Below are 19,680 nucleotides of genomic sequence, written 5' to 3' on the forward strand. Positions count from 1 at the left end.
GTCTTGCCGACTCGCCCCTCAGACCTTCTTGATCGCCGATTTGCCGAACAGGCCCGCCGGCCGCACGGCCAGCACGATCAGCAGCAGCACCAGCCCCGGCACGTCCTTGTAGCCGGTGCTCAGGTAGAAGCCGGTCGTTGTCTCGGCCACGCCGAGGATGATCCCGCCCACCACGATGCCCATGCCGCTAGTCAGCCCGCCGATGATGGCCACGGCAAAGGCCTTGAGGCCGAGCACCGCACCCATAGTCGCGCCCGTGAGCGTCAGCGGCGCGATCAGCACGCCGGCGAAGGCCGCCGTCATCGACGACAGCGCATACGAGAAGGTGATGACGAGCCCCGTGTTGATGCCCATCAGCTTGGCCGCATCGCGGTCGTTGAAAGTCGCGACCACGGCCTTGCCGTAGATCGTCTTGCGGTTGAAGAACTCGACCGCCAGCATCATCAGCAACGCACCGCCGACCACCAGGATTTCCATCGGCAGCACGTTCGCGCCGAGGAACTTGAGCGGCGACTCCGGCAGCGGCGACGGAAATTTCAGGTCGTCGCGACCCCAGACGTTTTCAGCCACGTTCTTGAAGATGATGCCAAGCGCGATGGTCGACATGATCCAGCCGAACTCGCTCTTGATCTTGATGGCGGGTCGCACGCCGATGCGCTCGACCACCGCGCCCTGGAAGGCGCCGAACACGCAAACGATGGGGATCATCAGCCAGTAGTTGACACCCAACCCGACCAGCGTCAGACCGACCAGCGCGCCGAGCATCAGCGCATCGCCCTGGCCGAAGTTGAGAGTGTCCGACGTGGCGAAGGTCAGTTGGTAGCCGAACGCGATGACGGCGTAGATCATCCCCAGCGCAATGCCGCTGAAGATGAGTTGGGTAAGGATTTGCATGGCGTTCCCGGGAAATTGTTCTGGCCGGCCCGCGACTTTCGCAGGCCTCAAATGCAACGCGCCGCCGCAGGCTGCCAGCACTGCGGCGGCGCGCGCATCGGCGTCTGTTACTGCTGTTGCTTCATCCGGACCTGGCCGGCGCTCTTCTGGTCTTCCGCATTCGCGAAGATCACGCGGCCCTGGCGCACTTCGCCGAACACCGGCATGTTTGCGGTGATCGCGTCATGGTCGGTCTTGGAGAAGGGCTTGTTGTAGGTGGTGACCACGCCTTCGACCGGCGTCTTCAGGTCTTCCAGCGCGGCCTTGATCGCCGGGCCTTCGGTGCTGTTGGCCTGCTTCATGGCCGCCGCCAGCAGGTAGATCGAGTCGTAGCCCTGCGCGGCCGAAACCGGCGAGTCCATGCGGTTGTTCTTCGGCTTGAAGGTCTTCACGAAGTTGTCGATGAAGGCCTTGCGCTTGGGCGTGGTCGGTTCCTGGATGAAGGTCTGCGGCATGCGCGCACCCTCGCCGCCGGGGCCGGCATTGTCGATGAAGTTGGCCATCGCCAGCGTCCAGCTGCCGACCATCGGCACCTTCCAGCCCAGCTTGGTCATGCCGTTGGCGATCTGCGCCAGCTCGGGGCCGATGCCGTAGGTGAGCACGGCTTCGGCGCCGGCTTCCTTGGCCTTGAGCAACTGGGCCGTCATGTCGACGTCCTTGATGTTGAACTTCTCGACGGCGACCGGCGTGATGCCCTTGGCCTTGAGCGCCTTCTCCAGGTCCTCGCGGCCGAGCTGGCCGTAGTTGGTGGAGTCGGCCAGGATCGCAACCTTCTTGTAGCCGCGGCGGGTGACCGCCTCTTCCACGATCATGGGCGCCTGGATGCTGTCATGCGCGGCATTGCGGAAGATGTAGTTCTCGGGTTCCTTGTCGAACTGGTGGGTGACGATGGAGCCGGTGGCCACGTTGTTCATCACCGGGATCTTGGCTTCCTGGAAGAAGCGCTGCGAGGCCAGCGCCACGCCGGTGTTGATATACCCGACGGTAGCAACGACCTTTTCCTTGTTGATCAGCTCTTGCGCGATCTGCACGCCGCGCTCGTTCTTGGCTTCGTCGTCGCGCTCGACCAGCACGATCTGGCGGCCCAGCACGCCGCCGGCCTTGTTGATTTCTTCGGTGGCCAGGCGCACGCCGTCGCGCATGCTCACGCCCATGGACGACGAGCCGCCGGTGAAGGGGCCGTCCACGCCGATCTTGATGGGGTCGGCAGCGAACGCGCCAGCGGAGCAAACAATGAGGCCGGCCATGGCCAGGCGGTGAAAACGAAACAGCATGAAAAGTCTCCGGATAGGGTCAGTGGCCCGTCAGCGGTCCACATGAAAAACGACGATGCCACCGTCGCACGATGACCTCGGAACTTAACTAAAAGTAACGCCCCGGGCAGAGAGTGACAACCCTAGCGAAAACCAGTCGCTCGTGTAAGCCAGCGATAAGTTTCGCGTGGGTGCAAGCCGCTTGCAAATGCATGAACCGGTCGACGGGTGCGATGCTAGCGCCTGCCGCCACCCCGGCCGCCGCCCCTCCCCGAACCGCCGGACCAGCCATAGCCGCCATAGCCGCGCGCGTAACCGGGCCTCGCTGCATAGCCATGGCCGTAACCGTATCCGTAAAAAGGCCGCGCGCCGTAGTACGGATAGCGTCCATACCAGCCGTAGGGCCTCCCGTAGCAGCAGCCGCCATAGTAGGCGCCGCCCACGTACAGCCAGGGCGCAAGGTACGGGTCGCCATAGTAGTAGGGATAGCCATAGGGGTATGCGGTCGCGTAGCTACCGTCCGCCGGCACGGCGACGCAGCCGGCGAGCGCGAGCAATCCGCCCAGCGCCATGGCCAGCCCGCCATGTTGAATCCGTTGTTTCATGTCGCCTCCTTGCAAGCACCCATGTTGGGCTCATTGAACGCCGCCGCATCGCGAATGTTGACAGGGATTGCCCACGCCCGCGCGCAGCGCGATCATGCGCAGCAGCCCTGTCCGCGGAATCACTGAAATGGGCGGCAAGGGCGGCCGTATCGGGCCGACAGCGCCGATCCGTTTCAGTGATCCAGTGGATCAGGAGCATCGAATGGCCGAACTGAAATCCGCCTCAGAACTCGCCGCCGCGGCCAGCAAGCCCTACCCGGGCGACAGCGCCGACTACCGCCGCGCACGGACCGCCTTGCTTGCCGAGGAGATCGAACTGCGCCGGCACATCGAGCGCGTCGCCGCGCAACGCCGCGCGCTGCCGCTCGGCGGCGAGCCGCCCGCCTGCGAATTCGAGGACGAGAACGGCAAGGTCGTGGGGCTCGACGACATGTTCGGCGCACACGACACGCTGGTCAGCTACTTCTGGATGTACGGGCCGCAGCGCGAGCGGCCGTGCCCGATGTGCACCGCCTTCCTTGGCGCCATCGACATCCCGTCGCGCGACCTGGCGCAGAAGGTCGCGCTGGCGGTGATCGGGCGCTCGCCGGTCGCTCGCCAGCTGGCCTTTGCGCGCGAGCGCGGCTGGCGGAACCTGAAGTTCTACGCGACCGTCGGCGACGACTTCGCCCGCGACTACCGCGGCCTGGCGCCCAACGGCGACGAATGGCCGGCGCTGGACGTCTGGGTCAAGCGCGACGGCAAGATCCACCACTTCTGGGCCGGCGAATTGGGCGGCACCCAGGACCCGGGCCAGGACCCGCGCGGCGCACCCGACCCGACACCCCTGTGGAACATCCTCGACCTGACGCCCGCGGGGCGCGGCACCGACTGGTATCCGAAGCTGGCGTATTGACGCGGGCTGCTTCCCGCCGGATCCGGCCGTGTCCTGAAGATGACTGCCAGGGCGGCGATCAAGCGGCCGCGTCCGGCTCCGCGGGCCGCGGCGTGGCCGTGGGCGCGTCGTCGCCGCCGCGCTGGGGCTTCTTCTTTTTCGAGCGTGCGGCCTTCTTCTCGGCACGCTCCGCATCGGCCTGCAATCCCGCCGCGAACCACTGCGAGAAAGCGTCCGGCGTCTCCAGCGTGATGCGGCCCATGCTGCCGTTGCGGAACTCGTGCATCACGACTTCGGCCGTTTTCTGCGTGTTGACCTTGCCCTTGCCCAGCAGCGCACCGCGCTTGCGGGCGATCGCTTCCAGCGCCTCTTCGTCGGACAGATCCGCGATCGATTCGGCGAGCTTGAATCGCGTCTCCACCAGCCCCGCATAGTCCTTCTTCAGCGTCGCCAGCAGTTCCAGCGCGACCAGTTCCTCGTCGTATGCATTCCGGCCCACCGCACCGCTGGCCGCGAGGTTGAAGCCGCTCTTGGGCACGATGATGCGCGGCCACAGCATGCCCGGTGTGTCCCACAGGTAGAAGTCGTCGGCCAGCACGATGCGCTGCTCCAGCTTGGTGATGCCGGCCTCGTCGCCGGTCTTCGCCTTCTTCGTGCCGGTCATGGTGTTGATGAGCGTCGACTTGCCCACGTTCGGGATGCCACAGATCAGCACACGCATCGGCTTGGCCATGCCGCCGCGGTTGGGTGCGAGCTCGTGGCAGGCGGCGATGAGGCGTTGCGCTGGCGTGCTCAGGCTGGCGTCGAGGCCGATCGCGCGCGTGTCCGGCTGGGCGTTGTAGTGCGCGAGCCACTGCGCGGTGCGCTCGGGATCGGCCAGGTCCTGCTTGTTGAGCACCTTGAGGCCCGGCTTGTGCCCGGTGAGCTCGGCGAGCATGGGGTTGGCGCTGGAACCGGGAAGCCGGGCATCGAGCAACTCGATCACCACGTCGATGTCTTTCACGCGTTCTGCGATGGCCTTTTGCGTCACGTGCATGTGACCGGGGAACCACTGGATGGCCATCTGTGTACTTTCTCTCACTCGGTGATCTGGCTGAAGAACCGCATTGTCAACGACCCATAGAATTCGCTCGATACAACATCCGGGGAGGATCCAGACATGCTTCGACGCCACGCATTGGCACTCGCGATCGCGATTGCCGCTCCTGTTTCAGTCGCCCATGCGCAGCGTCCCGGGGCGCCCCAAGGCCCGCTCATCACGGGCTTCCTGTGCTGCAACATGTACACCTACGGCTCGCAGATGGGCGATGGCAACTATCGCGAGGAAGGCACCAGCCTGCTCCCGGTCGGCACGCCAACCCAGGTCACTGGCTACGAGCGGCACTTCATCTACCTTTCGGTCGGCGGCAAGACGCAGCGCCTCAAGAACGACTACAGCCGTGACGTCGCCCTGACACCGTTCGCCTACCGATACGTCGTCAACGAAGACCCCCGCGTGCGCATCGGCGCATTCGAGCCACGCGTGCGCGACGCGATCCTCGCGGCCAGGGTCACCGAAGGCATGACGCGCGAACAGGTGACGATGGCTGTCGGCTGGCCCATCGCCAGCGAAAATCCGCGCCTCGAGGCCGACGTGTGGCGCTACTGGATCGACTCCTGGTCGGAGTACCAGGTGGCCTTCGACAAGGCGGGCAAGGTCAAGGGCGTGACCGGCACGCCCGCGGTGCTGGACCGGGTGTTGTACACGCCGCCGCAATAGCCAGGCTAGCCGGCGGCGGCCTCGGCTGACCGCTGTCGCACACGTTCCGTGGCGTTCCGTCGCTCTCCGGTTGGCGCCCATAGAATCCGCGCGCACTCCACTTCACGGGTCAGCCCACCATGCTCCAACGCCTTGCGCTGGCAGCCGCTTTCGCGATTGCCGTTCCCTTTTCCGCCGCGCATGCCCAGCGGCCGGCCAGCCCGCCGGGTCCGCTGGCCGCGGGCTACCTCTGCTGCAACATGTACACCTACGGCAGGCAGATGGGCGACGCGAACTACCGCGAAACAGGTACCAGCCTCGTGCCCGTCGGCACGCCGGCACAGGTCGCGAGCTACGACTTCCGCTTCGTCGACACGATGGTCGGCGGCAAGCCGCAGCGCCTCAAGAACGACTACAGCCGCGACATCCGCATGCCGGAGTTTGCCGGTCGATACATCGTCCAGGAAGACCCAAAGCTGCGCATCGCCGGCTTTGAGCCACAGGTGCGCGAGGCGATCCAGGCCGCGAAGGTCACGGAGGGAATGACGCGCGAACAAGTGATCATGGCCGTCGGCTGGCCGATCACCAGCGAGAACCCGCGCCTCGAGGCCGACGTGTGGCGCTACTGGATCGACTCCTGGTCCGAGTACCAGGTGTCCTTCGACAAGGCCGGCAAGGTCAAGTCGGTCACGGGCACGGCCGCGGTGATGGTGCATTACACCTCGCCCAACTAGTCACGGACGCCAGCCTCGCAGGCTGAACCCCGTCATGCGTGGCCACGTCGGGTCTGCCCGCTCGACACGTTCCGATACGGGTACTACAGTCCGCCTTCTCTTGGGTCACGGACAGCCCGCATGAGATCCCGCGCGGTTTGCCAGCGGTGCAAGAGAGCCTTGTCAGTGCATATCCAACAACGAAGGAGACGCAATGAAGAAGTCGGTTCTTGTATTCGTCGGCGCGGCCCTGGCCGCCCTCCTCGCCGCCACGCCGGCGATGGCCCAGAAGAAGACGCTCGCGGTGGTGGTGAAGGGTCTGGACAACCCCTTCTTCACGGTGCTCGGCGATGGCTGCGCGCTGTGGAACAAGGAGAACCCCACGTCCGAATACACCTGCCTCTACACCGGTCCCGCCTCCAGCGCGGATGAAGCCGGCGAAGTGCAGATCGTGGAAGACCTGATCAACAAGGGCGTGGCCGGCATCGCCATCTCGCCATCCAACGCGCCAGCCATGGGCACCATGCTCAAGGCCAAGGCGCCGAAGATGCCGATCATGACCATCGACGCCGACCTTTCGGCGGCCGACAAGTCGCTGCGCAAGACCTACCTCGGCACCAACAACTACGACATGGGCGTGCTGATGGCCAAGCACCTGAAGGCGCTCAATGGCAAGGGCGGCACGGTCTGCATGCAGCTCGGCAACGTCGCCGCGGACAACATCAACCAGCGCGCCGCGGGCTTCCGCGACACCATCGGCGGCAAGAAGGGCATCGACCGGCTGAAGGGCGAAGGCGGCTGGACCGAGATCGCCGGCTGCCCGCTGTTCACCAATGACCAGATCGACCTGGCCAACCAGCAGATGTCCGACGTGTTCACCAAGAATCCGAAGCTCAACGCCTTCATCCTGGTGGGCGGCTGGGCGCAGTTCGGCCCGTCGGCCTACGCGCAGGTGACGGACCAAGTGAAGCCGAAGCTGGCGTCCAAGGAACTGATCATCATCGCGGGCGACACGCTGCCGCCGCAACTCGACGCGCTGAAGAACGGCCGCAGCCATGCGCAGATCGGCCAGCGTCCTTTCGAGATGGGCCATCGCGCACCGGCGGTGCTGATCGACCTGATCGGCGGCAAGAAGGTGGCGGATCCGCTCTTCACCGGGCTCGATGAATGCGTGCCCACCAACCTGGACAAGTGCCCGGCGAAGTAAACGGCATGGCCGTCCTGGAGCTCAGCGGAGTCTCCAAGCATTTCGGCGCCATCCAGGCGCTGACCGACGTCTCCCTCTCGCTGCATGCCGGCGAGGTGGTCGGCTTGATGGGCGACAACGGCGCGGGCAAGTCCACGCTGGTGAAGATCGTGGCCGGCAACTACCCGCCGAGCGACGGCACGCTGGCGATGGACGGCCGCAGGCTCGCGTTCCACAAGCCGGCCGACGCGCGTGGCGAGGGCATCGAAGTGGTCTACCAGGACCTGGCGCTGTGCGACAACCTCAGCGCGGCCGAGAACGTCTACCTCGGCCGCGAACTGCGACGCGGGATCGGGCCTTTCAGGATCCTGGACTACCGCGCGATGAACCGACGCGCCGGCGAGCTCTTCGCCGAGCTGAAATCGGAAACCCGGCCGCGCGACCTGGTGCGGCGGATGTCCGGCGGGCAGCGACAGGCCGTGGCCATCGCGCGCACGCGCCTGGCCGACCCGAAGATCGTGCTGATGGACGAGCCGACCGCCGCCATCAGCGTGCGGCAGATCACCGAGGTGCTGAGCCTGATCCGGCGCCTGCGCGACCACGGCATCGCAGTGGTGCTGATCAGCCATCGCATGCCCGACGTGTTCGCCGTGGCCGACCGTATCGTCGTGCTGCGGCGCGGCGTGAAGGTGGCGGACAAGCTGATCGCGCAGAGTTCGCCGGAAGAAGTGACCGGGCTCATCACCGGCGCGATCGAGACCGCATGACAACGCAGGACCACCGCATGGCCACCGTCAGCCTCGAAGAGTCCATCGACCGGCGCGTGCACGGCACCTGGCTGAGCTGGCTCGTGAGCCAGCAGACCTTCTGGGTCTCGGTGGCGGCGGTGGTGGCGTTCGTGGTGCTGACTTTCTCCAGCGACGTGTTCGCGACGCAGCAGAACCTGTTCAACGTGACGCGCAACTTCGCGTTCGTCGCGCTCATCGCCATCGGCATGACGGCCGTCATCATCACCGGGGGCATCGATCTCTCCGTGGGCGCGACGCTGGTGCTGTCGGGCATGGTGGTGGGCATGTCGATGAGCGAAGGCATGTCGATCTGGCTGGCGATTCCGCTGGCGCTCGGCGCCTCGCTGCTGGTCGGTGCGATCAACGGTTTCATGATCGCGTACATCGGCGTGCCACCCTTCGTGGTCACGCTGGGCATGCTGTCGATCGTGCGCAGCCTGGCGATGGTGCTGTCGAACAACCGCATGGTCTACCAGTTCGGGCCCGACCAGCCGAAACTGCTGGCGCTGGGCGGCGGCTTCGTCAACGTGAGCCTGCCCTTCGTCGACCCGATCCGGGTGCCGAGCCCGGTGCTGTTCCTGATCGTGCTGCTGGTGGTCGCGAGCTTCCTGCTGCGCTGGACGCGCTGGGGGCGGCACCTCTATGCGATCGGCGGCAACGAGCGTGCAGCGACGATGACAGGCGTGCCGGTCAAGCTGGTGAAGGTCAGCGTCTACATGTTCTGCGGGCTGTGCGCGGGCATTGCGGGCGTGCTGGAGGTGGGCTGGCTGGGCACGGTGACGACCAGCCTCGGCCAAGGGATGGAACTCTCGGTGATTGCCGCCTCGGTGATCGGCGGCACCAACCTGGCGGGCGGCATCGGCACGGCCTTCGGCGCGGTGGTGGGCGCGGCGCTGATCGAGGTGATCCGCAACAGCCTGATCCTGCTGGGGATCAGCACCTTCTGGCAGGGCACCTTCGTCGGGAGCTTCATCATCGTGGCGGTGCTGTTCGACCGGTTGCGAGCGCGCAGCGCCAACGATTGAGGACTCCTCGCGCCGCGCCTCTGGCCGAAATGAAGGACCGGAACCGCGCAGTCCTTCCGCCGCGAAGACAGATGAAACCGGATGTGTCAGATATAGTTACCCACAATTGTGTCTAACCATGTCCGCATAGGGCAGCGAAGAGGCGTACATGTTGAAGACCGGGATCTATCGGGCCATCCTGCCAGTCGTGCGGGGCTTCGGGCGGCATCGATTTTTCAGCAGCCCGCTGGTGACACGCCTGCTCTGGGACACCGCGCCGCGCGACGCGATGATGCTGGCATCGTGCCCCTCCGAATCCTTCGTGGTCGCGGCAGGCGACCAGGTCATCGGGCAGTGGCTGTTCAAGCACCGCGAGCCCTTCGACTTTTCCAAGCTGGAACGCGTCGTCGAGATGCTGGGCCAGCAGCGGATGCGGCTGCTGCTCGACATCGGGGCGAACATCGGCACGATCTGCATCCCGGCGGTGAATCGCGGGCTGTTCGAGCGGGCCATCGCGTTCGAGCCCGAGCCCAGGAACTTTTCGTTGCTGCGCGCCAACGCGGAACTCAACCGGGTCGCGGACCGCATCACGACGCACAACATCGCGCTGGGCGAGAAGAACGACGAGATCCTTTCGTTCGAGCTTTCCAAGGGAAACCACGGCGACCACCGGGCGCGCTACGGGAACTGCAACTCCGACTTCGGACCCGAAACGATCCAGGTGCCCTCGCAGACGCTGGATCGGATCCTGGACGACATCGATCTTGGTTCGACCTTGCTGTGGATGGACACGCAAGGCTTCGAAGGCTACGTGCTGGCCGGCGCGGCCCGTACCTTGCAGCGCAAGCTACCGCTCGTGACGGAATTCTGGCCCGGCGGTCTGGCCAGCAGTGGCAGCATGGGACGGTTCAGGGGCGCCCTGCAATTGGCCGGCTATTCCTCGTTCTGCGACCTGAGCGAAAGGGAGATCGCGATGCGCCCCTTCTCGCTGGCCGCGTTGGATGCGCTCGCGCAGCGCCTGGGGACGGACGGCGGGCAGACCGATCTGCTGTTTATCTAGAGCGCTTGGATCGCAAGGCCCCGCGCCAGAAGATGTGAAGATTTCGTAGCGAGGGCGCCGAGGTCGGACCTGCGGACCGGAACCGCACTGTCGTGCGGTGAGGACCGCAGGCTCGAGATCGGTGGCCGCAGCATAAAGCTTCACACCTTCTTCAGGCCGCCGGCACCGGCACCAGGATCGCGTTGCCGGTCGCCACCAGCCTGGGCGCTGCATCGCCCTCGCCCTCCGCAAACAACTCAGCCACCGCGAACACCTGCTTGCGCCCGGCCTTCACGACGCGGCCACGCGCCACGAAAGCGCGGCCCACGGCGGGCGCGAGGCAGTTGACCGAGAAGTGAGAGGCCAGCACGTTGCCCGCCACGGTGCTGGCCGCGAAACCGCAGGCGGTGTCGAGCATGGCGCCGATCAGGCCCGCGTGCAGGAAGCCCGCGTACTGGCCCAGCTCGTCGCGCCAAGGCATCCGCAGCTCGGCCTCGCCATCTGCAGCCCGGGTGACTTCAAACCCCGCCCAGCGGTTGAACGCGGCGGTCTGGTTGACGGCCTGGATGGTGTCCAGCATGGCGTGCCTCCTTCTCGTGAATCGAGTGGCCACTCTACGGATGGATCGTCCCGCGGCAGGTCACCGCGGCGACCTGTCCGGCGCCGGCAGTTGCGTGCGCGACAGGAAGAAGCGTCTGGCCGTCGAGCGGATTAACCCGCTTCGGCGTCGCCCGCCGTACAAGCCGGTTCATCACTTCACGAGGCCCTCATGCCCCTCTTCTTCGCTCCTCGCCGCCGCGCCATCGCGCTGGCGCTTTCCTCACCCCTGCTGGCTCTCTGCGCCCAAGCCGATTCGCGCATCACCCAGGTCAAGGTCTACCCTGGCAGCGCCACGGTGGAGCGCGTGGCGCGGGTCGCCTCGGGTAGCCGCACGCTGACCTTCGCCTGCCTTCCAGCAGGCCTGGACGCGCAAAGCATCCAGGTGAGCGCCGACGCGGCCGTGCGTCTGGGTGAAACATCGGTGCTGACGCAGCCGCGCGCCCTCTCGGCCGAATGCGCCACGAGCCCGCTCGACGGCCGCATCCGCGAACTGGAAGACCAGAAGGCCGCGCTCCAATCCGAGAACGATGCGCTGGATCTGGTGAACGGCTACCTCAAGGGCATCACGGCGAATGGCGGCGGCACCCCCGGCGACGGCACTCCGCCGGTACGGGTGGCCGCGCCCGATGCGAAGTCCGTCGCGGCCATGGCCGAGGCGCTGCGCCGATCCGGCCAGGACTCGCTGCAGAAGCAGCACTTGCTGAAGCGCCGCCAGACGGAACTGGACAAGCAGCTCGCCCCGCTCATCGCCGAGCGCGAACGCTCACAGGGCCAGGGCGGCAACGTGACGAGCGTGACCGTGACGCTGGCGGCCGGGCGTGATGCCGACGTGAAGCTGAGCTATCAGGTCGCGGGGCCGGGCTGGTCGCCGGCGTACCGCGCCCTGCTCGACACCACGACGCGAAAGATCCGCATCGAGCGGCAGGCGCTGGTCGCGCAATCCACCGGCGAGGACTGGCGCGGCGTGAAGCTCACGCTCTCCACCGGCCAGCCGCGCCGCGAGACCACCGGCCGCCTGCCCGCCCCCTGGCGCATCGGCATCGAGCAACCCCAGCCGCTGCGCGAACGCAGCGCGCAGCCCGGCGCACCGATGGTGGCGGCGGCGCCAGCGCCGATGATGAAGTCCGCAATGGACCGGCTCGACGAGCCCGCGTTCGACGTGAGCGTGTTCAACAACAGCTTCGCGACCGAGTTCGCCGTGCCGAACGTCGTCGACGTGCCCTCCAGCGGCCAGCGCGTGGGCCTGGCGCTGGGACAGGTCGAGGACATCGTCAAGCTCGCCGCGCGCACGAGCCCGCAAGTCGACGCCAGCGCCTTCCTCATCGCCGACATGGCCCCGCCCGAGGGCGTCTGGCCGGCCGGCCCGCTGCAGCTGTACCGCGACGGCGCCTTTGTCGGCAATGGACGCTGGACGCCGCCCGGCGATGCACGCCTGACGCTCTCGTTCGGCCGCGACGAACTGGTCCGCGTGCAGGCCGATCCCGAGCGCGACAACCAGGGCACGGGCGGCTTCGTCGGGCTGCGCGTCGAGCGCAAGCTGCAGCGCGGCTACGTGGTCGAGAACCGCCACCGCACGCCGATCGCGGTGCAGGTGCTCGAGGCTGCGCCGGTGTCGGTGAACGAGGCGGTGCAGGTCAGCGCCACCTTCCAGCCGAAGCCGGCCGAGCGCGAATGGAACAAGCAACCCGGCATGACGCTGTGGTCCTTCGACCTGGCCGCCGGGGAAAGCGCCCGTGTCGCCGCCGACTACACGATCAGCTATCCGAAGGACGCGCGGATCTCGGCGCGTTGAGTCGCACTGCCTGGCGCAAGGCGGCGGACCCGCGGTGCCTGCATCGACGCGCATCGGGTCGGTCGTGGCGCCACCGCCTGCGCCGATCCGATGGCGAGAATGCGGGCCCATGCCTCCCAGCGCCACCGCCCTCGCCTCCGCCTTCCTCACCGGGTTCGGCATCACCCTCGGCCTCATCGTCGCCATCGGCGCGCAGAACGCCTTCGTGCTGCGGCAGGGCCTGCGGCGCGAGCACGTGCTGCCGGTGGTCGCCTTCTGCGCGCTGGCCGACACGCTGCTCGTCATGGTCGGGGTCTGGACCATGGGCAGCCTGCGCACCACGCTGCCGGCGCTGGCCCCGGCGCTCACGCTGGGCGGCGCCTTGTTCCTGTTTGGCTACGGCCTGCTGGCGCTGCGGCGCGCACTGAAGCCGCACGCCCTGCTGGCCGCGCAGGGCGCCCCGGCGTCGGCATCGCGCGCCCGCGTGCTGGCGCAGACGGCCGCGTTCACGCTGCTGAATCCGCACGTGTATGTCGACACGGTGCTGCTGGTCGGCTCGGTCGGCGCGCAGGAGGCCGGCGCTGCGCGCATCAGCTTCGTGACGGGCACGGCCCTGGCCAGCACGGCCTGGTTCGCGCTGCTCGGCATTGGTGCGCGCCTGCTCGCGCCGCTGTTCGCCAGGCCCGTGGCCTGGCGCTGGCTCGACGCGCTGGTGGGCGCCATGATGCTCGCGCTGGGTGCCCTGCTCCTGCGGCAGGCGTGAAAACGCATACCAAGGTATTGCAATTCGCTCGCGCAATGCCCCTTTGTTGCGAATTGCAATGGCGGTGACGCTTGTGCCGCCTATGATTTGGCAGGCGCGACCCTTGCGTGTGTCGCTATCACGAATCCAGAGGAGAACCCCATGAAACCCGTCTCAGAGTTGCTCAAGCGCCGCGGCCCCGCCCTGTTCCATATCTCGCCGGACACCACGGTGTTCGATGCGCTGCATGTGCTGGCCAAGCACGAAGTGGGGGCGCTGCTGGTGATGCGCGAAGGCAAGCTGGTCGGGGTGCTCTCCGAGCGCGACTACACGCGCAAGGTGGCGCTGCTGGGCAAGAACTCCAAGGAGATGAACGTGTCGGAGATCATGACGGCCAACGTGATCACCGTGACCTCCAGATCGAACACCAGCGAGTGCATGGGCCTCATGAGCCAGAAGCGCATCCGCCACTTGCCCGTGGTCGACGGCGAAATCGTGGTGGGCATGATCTCGATTCGCGACCTGATGGACGACATCATTGCCGACCAGGAGCAGACCATCGAGCAACTGACCAACTACATCCAGAGTTGAGCCAGGGCCGACCGGGGAAGCGCGCCGCGCACCCGGTTGCAACGCCGCAAGCCGCCCGGGCCGACGCGCCCGTTCCGCGGAGGCCTTATCCGCGGCCTTCTAGCGGCCGTTCGTGCTGAACCTCAGCCAGCCGTTCGCACCCCGCACGCAAATCCCCGACAGCGTCTCACCGCCCGGTCCCCGGGTCTGCAGGCGTTCGCCCTCGGCACGCCCATCGCAAACGGCCCGGATATCGACCACTGGCTCGGGCTGTGCCTGCGCCACGGGTGCCGGTGCAGGCATGGGCGCGGAGGCACCCGGCGCCGGGGCAGGCGCCGGCATGGGCGGCGGCGCCACGGTCATGGGCGGTGGCGGGGGTGCTGCGGGCGCCGGCGGTGGCGGCGTGGTGCAGGCCTGCATGGCGACGCAGGCCAGCAGGCCAAGCCATCGATACCGAACATTCATGACCAAATCTCCTGGATGCTTGCGCCAACAACGACGGGCCGCACCTTAACGCGACTTTGACCGGGCGTGCAAAGTCCAGCATGCGAAAGCAAGACCGTTGCCAGCCAGCGCGACGCCGGCAAAACCCGCTGGACCGGCGACCGCCTCGCCCCTAAGCTCGACGCCGGATTTGCAACGCATGGCAAGGAGACCCGATCGTGGAGATTTCCGGAGACAGCCTCGCACTGCAGCGCCTGTACCACTGGGAGCGCACCGCGCCGCAGCGCGTCATCCTGACGCAGCCCGTCGGCGGCGGCCAGTTGCAGCATTTCACCTGGGCGCAGGTGGCCGACCAGGCGCGGCGCATGGCGGCATGGCTGCAGGGCCAGGGCTTCGAACCGGGCTCCCGCATCGGCATCTTCTCGAAGAACTGCGCCTGGTGGCTCCTCAGCGACCTTGCCATCTGGATGGCCGGCCACGTCTCGGTGCCGCTCTATCCCACGCTGGCGGCCGACTCGATCCGCCTGATCCTCGACCACAGCGAGGCGCACGCCTGCTTCATCGGCAAGCTCGATGGCTGGACTTCGATGCTTCGCGGCATTCCGGACGACATGCCCTGCGTCTGCTTCCCGCTCGCGCCGGCAGATGCCATGAACCGCTACGAGAGCTGGGACGCGATCTGCGCAGGCAAGCTGCCGATGCAGGGCGAGGTGCAACGCCGCGCCGACGAGCTGGCGACGGTGATCTACACCTCCGGCACCACCGGCCGCCCCAAGGGCGTGATGCACAGCTTCGGCACGCTCGCGTGGGCCGCGCAGGCGGGCAAGAAGCAGGTGCCGCGCTTCGAGTCCGACCGGGTGCTGTCGTACCTGCCGCTGGCGCATGTGGCCGAGCGGGTGCTGGTCGAGCAGGGCTGGCTGGCCACCGGCATGCACATCTACTTCGCCGAAAGCCTGGAGACCTTCGCGGCCGACCTGGTGCGCGCCAGGCCGACGCTGTTCTTCTCGGTGCCGCGGCTGTGGGTCAAGTTCCAGCAGGGCGTGCTTTCACGCATGCCGGCCGGGCGGCTGGACCTGCTGCTGCGCATCCCGCTGGTGGGCGGCGTCGTGCGCAGGAAGATCCTCGGCGCGCTGGGGCTGGACCAATGCCGCGTGGCGGGCGGCGGCGCGGCACCGATGCCGCTGGCGCTGCTGCAGTGGTACCGCCGCCTCGGGTTGCCGATCAACGAGGCCTACGGCATGACCGAGAACCTGGCCGTCTCGCACTGCACGGTGCCGGGCCTGAACCAGGAAGGCACGGTGGGCCCGGCGAGCGAAGGCGTGGAGGCGCGCATCGACGCGGCCACGGGCGAGATCCAGATGCGCAGCCCCGGCCTCATGCTCGGCTACTACAAGGACGCCGAGCTGACGCGCGAGGCCTTCACGGAGGACGGCTGGCTGCACACCGGCGACAAGGGCGAGGTGGACGCGCAAGGCTGCTGGCGCATCACCGGCCGCATCAAGGACCAGTTCAAGACCGGCAAGGGCAAGTACGTGGCGCCCGCACACATCGAGGACCGCCTGTGCATGCATCCGGCCATCGAGACCTGCATGGTCGCCGGCGCCAATCTGGGTCAGCCGCTGGGCCTGGTGAGCCTGCTGCTGACGGCCCATGAGACCGAGGCCGCAAGGCAGCAACTGGGGCCGCAGATGCGCGCGCATCTCGACGACATCAACGCCCGCCTCGACCCGCACGAGCAGCTCGACTGCCTGGTGCTGCTGAAGACGCCGTGGACCGTGGACAACGGCTTTCTGACGCCCACGCTCAAGGTCAAGCGCGGCAGCGTGGAGGAGGCCTATGGGCCGCGCTTCGAGGAGTGGGTGCAGGAGGGCAGCAAGGTCGTGTTCGCGGAGTGATGGCGGGGCCGGGCCGGATCGCTCGGGCCACGAGTCACGCCCCCACTCACGGCGCTCAGGGCGCCTGAGTCGCTCAAGTCGCCACTCAGGCGCTAACCTCGACCGCGCTCCCCGAACGCGCGCTCAGCGCAATCGCTTCAAGCGTGGCGGCGTTGTCCAGGCTGGCCTGCGCGGCCCGTCCGATCGCATCGAAGTCCCCCTCGCGCACGACCTTCGCGAAGGCCTCCGCGGCAAAGCGAAAGCCGCTGCCGGTGGCGGAGCGGATGAGCTCGAAGGGCACCGAGTTGGCGATGCCCCTGCGCACGCGGAGCCGGCTCGGCAGATAGCCGTATGGATGCGTCCCGGCAACGTCGCTGGTGTGGTTGAGGTATTCGCTGTCCAGTGTGCCCTTGCTGCCGGTCACCAGCAGGTGGCGGTGGTTGGCCGTGTCCATGGCGCAGGAGAGTTGGGCGCGGCGGCCGTCGGCATAGTGCAGCGTTGCCATCGTGCTGATGTCCACGCCCGAATCGGCCCAGCTCGCGTCGGCCGTGACGCGCTGCGGCGCACAGCCCATGACGAGACGGATCGCGCTGAGCGCATAGCTGCCGGCGTCCAGCAGCGCGCCGCCGCCCAGCTCCGGATTCATGCGGATGTTGCCCTGCGCATTCGCCAGCACGAAGCCGAAGCTCGCCTGCGCCGAGCGCACCTCGCCGATGGCACCCTCGGCCAGCAGCGCCAGCATGTCGCGTGTCTGCGGCTGGAAGTAGTACGGGTAGGCCTCCAGCAGCATCACCTTGGCCGCGCTCGCGGCGTCAAACATCGCTTGCGCCTCGCGCCGGTTCAGCGCAAGCGGCTTCTCGCACAGCACATGCTTGCCGGCCTGCGCCGCCTTGATGGCCCATTCCGCATGCAGGCTGTTGGGCAGCGGGAGGTAGATGGCGTCCACACCCTCGTCGGCCAGCAGCGCCTCGTAGCTGCCGTGATGCCGTGCGATGCCCTGCGCCGCGGCGAAGACGGCGGCGGTCTCCGCATTGCGGCTGGCCACGGCGACGACCTGCGCCTCCCGGCTGGGCGCAACGTCGCGCGAGAACTGGCGGGCGATATTGGCGCAGCCGAGGATGCCGATGCGAAGCGGTGGGGGCGTAGGTGACATGAGGAGTCCTGGTGTCCGGGACACCGAATGCCGACGAGCCGTCGGCCGGCGCCCGGCAGGACTGTCAGGCGAGCCGAGTGTAGGCAAGAATCTCCGGCGGCGCCCCGAACAGTGGCCCTGCCGCAGCCACAGCGGCGCCCACGTGCGGCGTGGTCATGTGGGCATCGGCCGCGGCTTTGTCGGCCCATTCCTCGACGGTCTGGAACACGTGCGGCGCCTCGGCCTGCTGGAACAACTGGTACGCGGCGCAGCCCTTTTCCTCGCGCGACCTGGCGGCCAGCTCGGTCATGATGGCCAGCCCCTGCGCGGCGGCTTCGGGCCTGAAGGCGATGCGGGCAAGGATGTGATGCATGGCCTTGCTCGCTCAGTGCCCCAGGCCTCGCGTCACGGCGTCGCTGATCGTCGCCATCGAATTCAGTCCCTTGATCGTGCTCATGGCGTTGGAACTTGCGTTGACGATGGTCTGGTTGCTGATGTGCTGGTCGTTCAGCGTGTTCTGGACGATAGTTCCGCCCGCGCCGAGATTGACCGACGGATCGACCACATTGCCGGGGCCTGTCTGCACGAGGTTGAGCGTGCGCAATTGCGCGTTGAGTTGCGCGGCCTGGGCCGGCGTCATGCTGGTCAGGTTGCCGAAGTCGAGCGTGGTCTGCGTGACCAGGTCGCCGTTGACGTACACCGCGCGCGTGATGCCGAAGTTCACCAGCAGCCCCGAGCCCAGGTCGAAGCCGCCGCGCAGGTCGTCGAGCTTGTTGTCGCTGACGGCCATCCAGATCTCGGACTGCTCGTCCGGGTCCTCGCCGGCCGCGTTCGCCATGAGCGCGGCGCACACCAGCACCGGCGTGAACCAGCGCGAGCCCCAGCGCGGACGGCGCAGCGACTTCCTGGCAGGGGTCGCGCGGCGATTCATCAGAAGTCTCCCGGGCCCATCTTGGGCAAGGTGATGGCGGTCAAGGTGCCGCGGTCGACGCCGTCGCCCACCGGCGCCCGCGGCGCCACGCGCCAGTCCGCCGCGAGGTTGAAGCGCGCGATGTCCATGCGGTTGTGAACCACGAAGAGCAATTTGTTCGCCCACCGTTGTTCGAAGACATGGCGCGGAATCGCGCGCGTGCCTTGTGCCGGATCGCCGATGAGCACACGGTCGGCCTGCAGGCCCTTGATCACGACGAAGTGGTGGTAGCCGTTCTCGTTGATCAGCACGATGGCAGGCACGCGGGCCTCGTTGAGCTTGTCGAGCGGCTGCTTGAAGCCATCGGCGATGAAGCCGTGGTTGGCCAGGTAGCGCTTCATGTCGAACAGCGAGAAACCTTCCTTGTGGATCTTCTCCTGGTCGCCCTGGGCATACATCTCCTCGAACACGGCCTGCTCCGTCACCGGGTAGCTGAAGTGATGCGTGAGCAGGGTGGCGACAGCCGCGGAGCCGCAGCTGAAGTCGTATTTCTGCAGCATCGTGGTCTTGAACCTCGCCTGCCGCAGGTTGGTGATTGGCAGCGTGACGTCGCCGCCGCCGGCAATCCCCGGAAAATAGGCTTGCTGCGCCGGCGCCGAAGCGGCCGTCGCAGCGAGCGTCATGCAGATCATCAGGTGCCGCATTGGCGCTACCGTCAGTTCATCTGCACGTTGAGGACCAACGCGTTCTGTATCAGCACATTGGCGCCCGTGTTCTGGATCACGACCGGTATGCCGCTCATGTTCTCGAACGAGCCACCCGCAATGCTGTTGGAACCCGTGGTGACGTTGCGCGCGTAGTTGTCCGCGGTGGTCCCGGTCAATGTCGCATCGTTCCACGTCTGGGCCCCGCCCCTCAACGACGACAAGGTTTCTTCATCGGCCGGCATGGCCACGAATGCGGCCTCTCTCTCCGCCGCAATCGCGGGTGCGACAGGCGCCTGCACGGCGTCTGGTTGCGCGGCGACAGGTGCCGCAAGCAGGGACCCGATCGCCACGCAAGCGAATGCGAGGGAATGGATGGATTTCATGGCGTCTGTCCTGTGGCGTTGATGATGCGCAACGCGGCAGACGCCGCCCGGTCCCGCATTGGATGCAGGCCGCGCGGCGAATGCCGTGATGCGCGCGGGCGTTACTTGCCGATCGTCATGTTCGCCTGGACATTCACACTCTGCTGGACCAGGGCGGCGATGCCGGTGTTCTGCACGATGTTCAGTACGCCGGCTGCCGATTGCGCGGTACCCGTCATGCTGTTGTATGCATTGAACGCACCTGCGTCGACGGTGTTGGTACCGCCAGCGCCGCCCGTTCCGCCTGCGCCTGCGCCACCCGTTCCGCCTGCAGCGGTGTTGGTGCCGCCAGAGCCCGCGCCGCCCGCACCACCGGTGCCGCCGCCGCTCGCGCCGCCATTGCCTGCCGTGGCGCTGCCATTGCTGGCGTTGCCA

The 19,680-nt window shown here is 67.2% G+C and carries 22 protein-coding genes and 1 pseudogene; 11 read left to right on the forward strand and 12 right to left on the reverse strand.

What is annotated here, in order from left to right; genetic code table 11:
• Positions 1–18: 18 nt before the first annotated feature.
• The 3 genes from HCU76_RS34505 to HCU76_RS34515 form a co-directional block, all read right to left on the reverse strand.
• Positions 19–894: a branched-chain amino acid ABC transporter permease gene (locus HCU76_RS34505; protein WP_213959691.1), complete on the reverse strand. Its 876-nt coding sequence runs from the start codon at positions 892–894 to the stop codon at positions 19–21.
• Between the two features lie 107 nt (positions 895–1,001).
• Positions 1,002–2,207, reverse strand: coding sequence for an ABC transporter substrate-binding protein (locus HCU76_RS34510; protein ID WP_218511814.1), 1,206 nt, complete (start codon positions 2,205–2,207; stop codon positions 1,002–1,004).
• Between the two features lie 215 nt (positions 2,208–2,422).
• Positions 2,423–2,791, reverse strand: coding sequence for a hypothetical protein (locus tag HCU76_RS34515; RefSeq protein WP_213959693.1), 369 nt, complete (start codon positions 2,789–2,791; stop codon positions 2,423–2,425).
• A 202-nt stretch (positions 2,792–2,993) separates the two neighbouring features.
• Here HCU76_RS34515 and HCU76_RS34520 point away from each other — a divergent pair, with 202 nt between their 5' ends.
• Positions 2,994–3,686 carry a DUF899 family protein gene (locus tag HCU76_RS34520; protein ID WP_218511815.1) on the forward strand — a complete coding sequence of 231 codons (693 nt, stop codon included), beginning with the start codon at positions 2,994–2,996 and terminating at the stop codon, positions 3,684–3,686.
• Between the two features lie 58 nt (positions 3,687–3,744).
• On the opposite strand, the gene ylqF is transcribed toward HCU76_RS34520, so the two are convergent.
• Positions 3,745–4,728: a ribosome biogenesis GTPase YlqF gene (gene ylqF, locus HCU76_RS34525; protein ID WP_218511816.1), complete on the reverse strand. Its 984-nt coding sequence runs from the start codon at positions 4,726–4,728 to the stop codon at positions 3,745–3,747.
• A 96-nt stretch (positions 4,729–4,824) separates the two neighbouring features.
• Between ylqF and HCU76_RS34530 the strand changes: the two genes are divergently transcribed.
• The 6 genes from HCU76_RS34530 to HCU76_RS34555 all read left to right on the forward strand — a co-directional run bounded on the left by HCU76_RS34530 (position 4,825) and on the right by HCU76_RS34555 (position 10,154).
• Positions 4,825–5,424, forward strand: coding sequence for a cell envelope protein SmpA (locus tag HCU76_RS34530; protein WP_213959696.1), 600 nt, complete (start codon positions 4,825–4,827; stop codon positions 5,422–5,424).
• 119 nt (positions 5,425–5,543) lie between these two features.
• Complete coding sequence (bamE, locus tag HCU76_RS34535) at positions 5,544–6,137, forward strand: outer membrane protein assembly factor BamE (RefSeq protein ID WP_218511817.1); 594 nt, start codon at positions 5,544–5,546, stop codon at positions 6,135–6,137.
• Positions 6,138–6,330: 193 nt separating this feature from the next.
• Entirely contained in the window at positions 6,331–7,323 is a 993-nt protein-coding gene (locus HCU76_RS34540) for a substrate-binding domain-containing protein (RefSeq protein WP_218511818.1), read from the forward strand.
• Positions 7,308–8,069, forward strand: a complete 762-nt coding sequence (locus tag HCU76_RS34545) for an ATP-binding cassette domain-containing protein (protein ID WP_345944810.1) — start codon at positions 7,308–7,310, stop codon at positions 8,067–8,069. Before HCU76_RS34540 ends, HCU76_RS34545 begins: the two co-directional genes overlap by 16 nt.
• Positions 8,066–9,115 carry an ABC transporter permease gene (locus HCU76_RS34550; protein WP_256354704.1) on the forward strand — a complete coding sequence of 350 codons (1,050 nt, stop codon included), beginning with the start codon at positions 8,066–8,068 and terminating at the stop codon, positions 9,113–9,115. The genes HCU76_RS34545 and HCU76_RS34550 overlap by 4 nt, the downstream gene beginning before the upstream one ends.
• A gap of 148 nt (positions 9,116–9,263) precedes the next feature.
• Positions 9,264–10,154 (forward strand): FkbM family methyltransferase, encoded by an 891-nt coding sequence (locus HCU76_RS34555; protein WP_218511819.1) that lies wholly within the window; start codon positions 9,264–9,266, stop codon positions 10,152–10,154.
• A 151-nt stretch (positions 10,155–10,305) separates the two neighbouring features.
• On the opposite strand, the gene HCU76_RS34560 is transcribed toward HCU76_RS34555, so the two are convergent.
• Positions 10,306–10,713, reverse strand: coding sequence for a PaaI family thioesterase (locus tag HCU76_RS34560; RefSeq protein ID WP_213959701.1), 408 nt, complete (start codon positions 10,711–10,713; stop codon positions 10,306–10,308).
• Positions 10,714–10,902: 189 nt separating this feature from the next.
• Here HCU76_RS34560 and HCU76_RS34565 point away from each other — a divergent pair, with 189 nt between their 5' ends.
• From HCU76_RS34565 to HCU76_RS34575, 3 genes are all read left to right on the forward strand, one after another.
• Positions 10,903–12,525 (forward strand): DUF4139 domain-containing protein, encoded by a 1,623-nt coding sequence (locus HCU76_RS34565; protein WP_213959702.1) that lies wholly within the window; start codon positions 10,903–10,905, stop codon positions 12,523–12,525.
• A 109-nt stretch (positions 12,526–12,634) separates the two neighbouring features.
• Complete coding sequence (locus tag HCU76_RS34570) at positions 12,635–13,267, forward strand: LysE/ArgO family amino acid transporter (protein ID WP_213959703.1); 633 nt, start codon at positions 12,635–12,637, stop codon at positions 13,265–13,267.
• Between the two features lie 141 nt (positions 13,268–13,408).
• A complete protein-coding gene (locus HCU76_RS34575; protein ID WP_218511820.1) occupies positions 13,409–13,837 on the forward strand; it encodes a CBS domain-containing protein in 429 nt (142 codons plus the stop codon).
• Positions 13,838–13,936: 99 nt separating this feature from the next.
• Here HCU76_RS34575 and HCU76_RS34580 read toward each other — a convergent pair whose 3' ends face one another.
• Entirely contained in the window at positions 13,937–14,281 is a 345-nt protein-coding gene (locus HCU76_RS34580) for a hypothetical protein (RefSeq protein WP_218511821.1), read from the reverse strand.
• Positions 14,282–14,478: 197 nt separating this feature from the next.
• On the opposite strand from HCU76_RS34580, the gene HCU76_RS34585 reads away from it, so the two are divergent.
• A complete protein-coding gene (locus tag HCU76_RS34585) occupies positions 14,479–16,155 on the forward strand; it encodes an AMP-binding protein (RefSeq protein ID WP_371319950.1) in 1,677 nt (558 codons plus the stop codon).
• Positions 16,156–16,240: 85 nt separating this feature from the next.
• On the opposite strand, the gene HCU76_RS34590 is transcribed toward HCU76_RS34585, so the two are convergent.
• From HCU76_RS34590 to HCU76_RS34615, 6 genes and pseudogenes are all read right to left on the reverse strand, one after another.
• Positions 16,241–17,287 carry a Gfo/Idh/MocA family protein gene (locus HCU76_RS34590; RefSeq protein WP_218511822.1) on the reverse strand — a complete coding sequence of 349 codons (1,047 nt, stop codon included), beginning with the start codon at positions 17,285–17,287 and terminating at the stop codon, positions 16,241–16,243.
• Positions 17,288–17,351: 64 nt separating this feature from the next.
• A complete protein-coding gene (locus HCU76_RS34595) occupies positions 17,352–17,639 on the reverse strand; it encodes a putative quinol monooxygenase (RefSeq protein WP_218511823.1) in 288 nt (95 codons plus the stop codon).
• A gap of 12 nt (positions 17,640–17,651) precedes the next feature.
• Positions 17,652–18,197, reverse strand: coding sequence for a hypothetical protein (locus tag HCU76_RS34600; RefSeq protein ID WP_218511824.1), 546 nt, complete (start codon positions 18,195–18,197; stop codon positions 17,652–17,654).
• The gene (locus HCU76_RS34605; protein WP_218511825.1) at positions 18,197–18,880 is read right to left on the reverse strand and encodes a C39 family peptidase; all 684 of its coding nucleotides are present in this window, start codon (positions 18,878–18,880) and stop codon (positions 18,197–18,199) included. Before HCU76_RS34605 ends, HCU76_RS34600 begins: the two co-directional genes overlap by 1 nt.
• 11 nt (positions 18,881–18,891) lie before the next feature.
• Positions 18,892–19,266, reverse strand: a complete 375-nt coding sequence (locus tag HCU76_RS34610; protein WP_218511826.1) for a hypothetical protein — start codon at positions 19,264–19,266, stop codon at positions 18,892–18,894.
• Between the two features lie 101 nt (positions 19,267–19,367).
• Positions 19,368–19,680, reverse strand: a pseudogene (locus tag HCU76_RS34615) (hypothetical protein); the annotation flags it as partial.

It is taken from the genome of Variovorax sp. dw_308 (assembly GCF_019207085.1).
Classification (GTDB): Bacteria; Pseudomonadota; Gammaproteobacteria; order Burkholderiales; family Burkholderiaceae_C; genus Variovorax.

What these genes read in the sequence shown, in the direction of transcription:
- HCU76_RS34505 (WP_213959691.1), bottom strand. Translation starts at nt 894, where the DNA reads ATGCAAATCCTTACCCAACTCATCTTCAGCGGCATTGCGCTGGGGATG.
- HCU76_RS34530 (WP_213959696.1), top strand. Translation starts at nt 4,825, where the DNA reads ATGCTTCGACGCCACGCATTGGCACTCGCGATCGCGATTGCCGCTCCT.
- HCU76_RS34590 (WP_218511822.1), bottom strand. Translation starts at nt 17,287, where the DNA reads ATGTCACCTACGCCCCCACCGCTTCGCATCGGCATCCTCGGCTGCGCC.
- HCU76_RS34550 (WP_256354704.1), top strand. Translation starts at nt 8,066, where the DNA reads ATGACAACGCAGGACCACCGCATGGCCACCGTCAGCCTCGAAGAGTCC.
- HCU76_RS34595 (WP_218511823.1), bottom strand. Translation starts at nt 17,639, where the DNA reads ATGCATCACATCCTTGCCCGCATCGCCTTCAGGCCCGAAGCCGCCGCG.
- HCU76_RS34600 (WP_218511824.1), bottom strand. Translation starts at nt 18,197, where the DNA reads ATGAATCGCCGCGCGACCCCTGCCAGGAAGTCGCTGCGCCGTCCGCGC.
- HCU76_RS34540 (WP_218511818.1), top strand. Translation starts at nt 6,331, where the DNA reads ATGAAGAAGTCGGTTCTTGTATTCGTCGGCGCGGCCCTGGCCGCCCTC.
- bamE (WP_218511817.1), top strand. Translation starts at nt 5,544, where the DNA reads ATGCTCCAACGCCTTGCGCTGGCAGCCGCTTTCGCGATTGCCGTTCCC.
- HCU76_RS34610 (WP_218511826.1), bottom strand. Translation starts at nt 19,266, where the DNA reads ATGAAATCCATCCATTCCCTCGCATTCGCTTGCGTGGCGATCGGGTCC.
- HCU76_RS34520 (WP_218511815.1), top strand. Translation starts at nt 2,994, where the DNA reads ATGGCCGAACTGAAATCCGCCTCAGAACTCGCCGCCGCGGCCAGCAAG.
- HCU76_RS34580 (WP_218511821.1), bottom strand. Translation starts at nt 14,281, where the DNA reads ATGAATGTTCGGTATCGATGGCTTGGCCTGCTGGCCTGCGTCGCCATG.
- HCU76_RS34575 (WP_218511820.1), top strand. Translation starts at nt 13,409, where the DNA reads ATGAAACCCGTCTCAGAGTTGCTCAAGCGCCGCGGCCCCGCCCTGTTC.
- HCU76_RS34605 (WP_218511825.1), bottom strand. Translation starts at nt 18,880, where the DNA reads ATGCGGCACCTGATGATCTGCATGACGCTCGCTGCGACGGCCGCTTCG.
- HCU76_RS34555 (WP_218511819.1), top strand. Translation starts at nt 9,264, where the DNA reads ATGTTGAAGACCGGGATCTATCGGGCCATCCTGCCAGTCGTGCGGGGC.
- ylqF (WP_218511816.1), bottom strand. Translation starts at nt 4,728, where the DNA reads ATGGCCATCCAGTGGTTCCCCGGTCACATGCACGTGACGCAAAAGGCC.
- HCU76_RS34510 (WP_218511814.1), bottom strand. Translation starts at nt 2,207, where the DNA reads ATGCTGTTTCGTTTTCACCGCCTGGCCATGGCCGGCCTCATTGTTTGC.
- HCU76_RS34570 (WP_213959703.1), top strand. Translation starts at nt 12,635, where the DNA reads ATGCCTCCCAGCGCCACCGCCCTCGCCTCCGCCTTCCTCACCGGGTTC.
- HCU76_RS34560 (WP_213959701.1), bottom strand. Translation starts at nt 10,713, where the DNA reads ATGCTGGACACCATCCAGGCCGTCAACCAGACCGCCGCGTTCAACCGC.
- HCU76_RS34515 (WP_213959693.1), bottom strand. Translation starts at nt 2,791, where the DNA reads ATGAAACAACGGATTCAACATGGCGGGCTGGCCATGGCGCTGGGCGGA.
- HCU76_RS34565 (WP_213959702.1), top strand. Translation starts at nt 10,903, where the DNA reads ATGCCCCTCTTCTTCGCTCCTCGCCGCCGCGCCATCGCGCTGGCGCTT.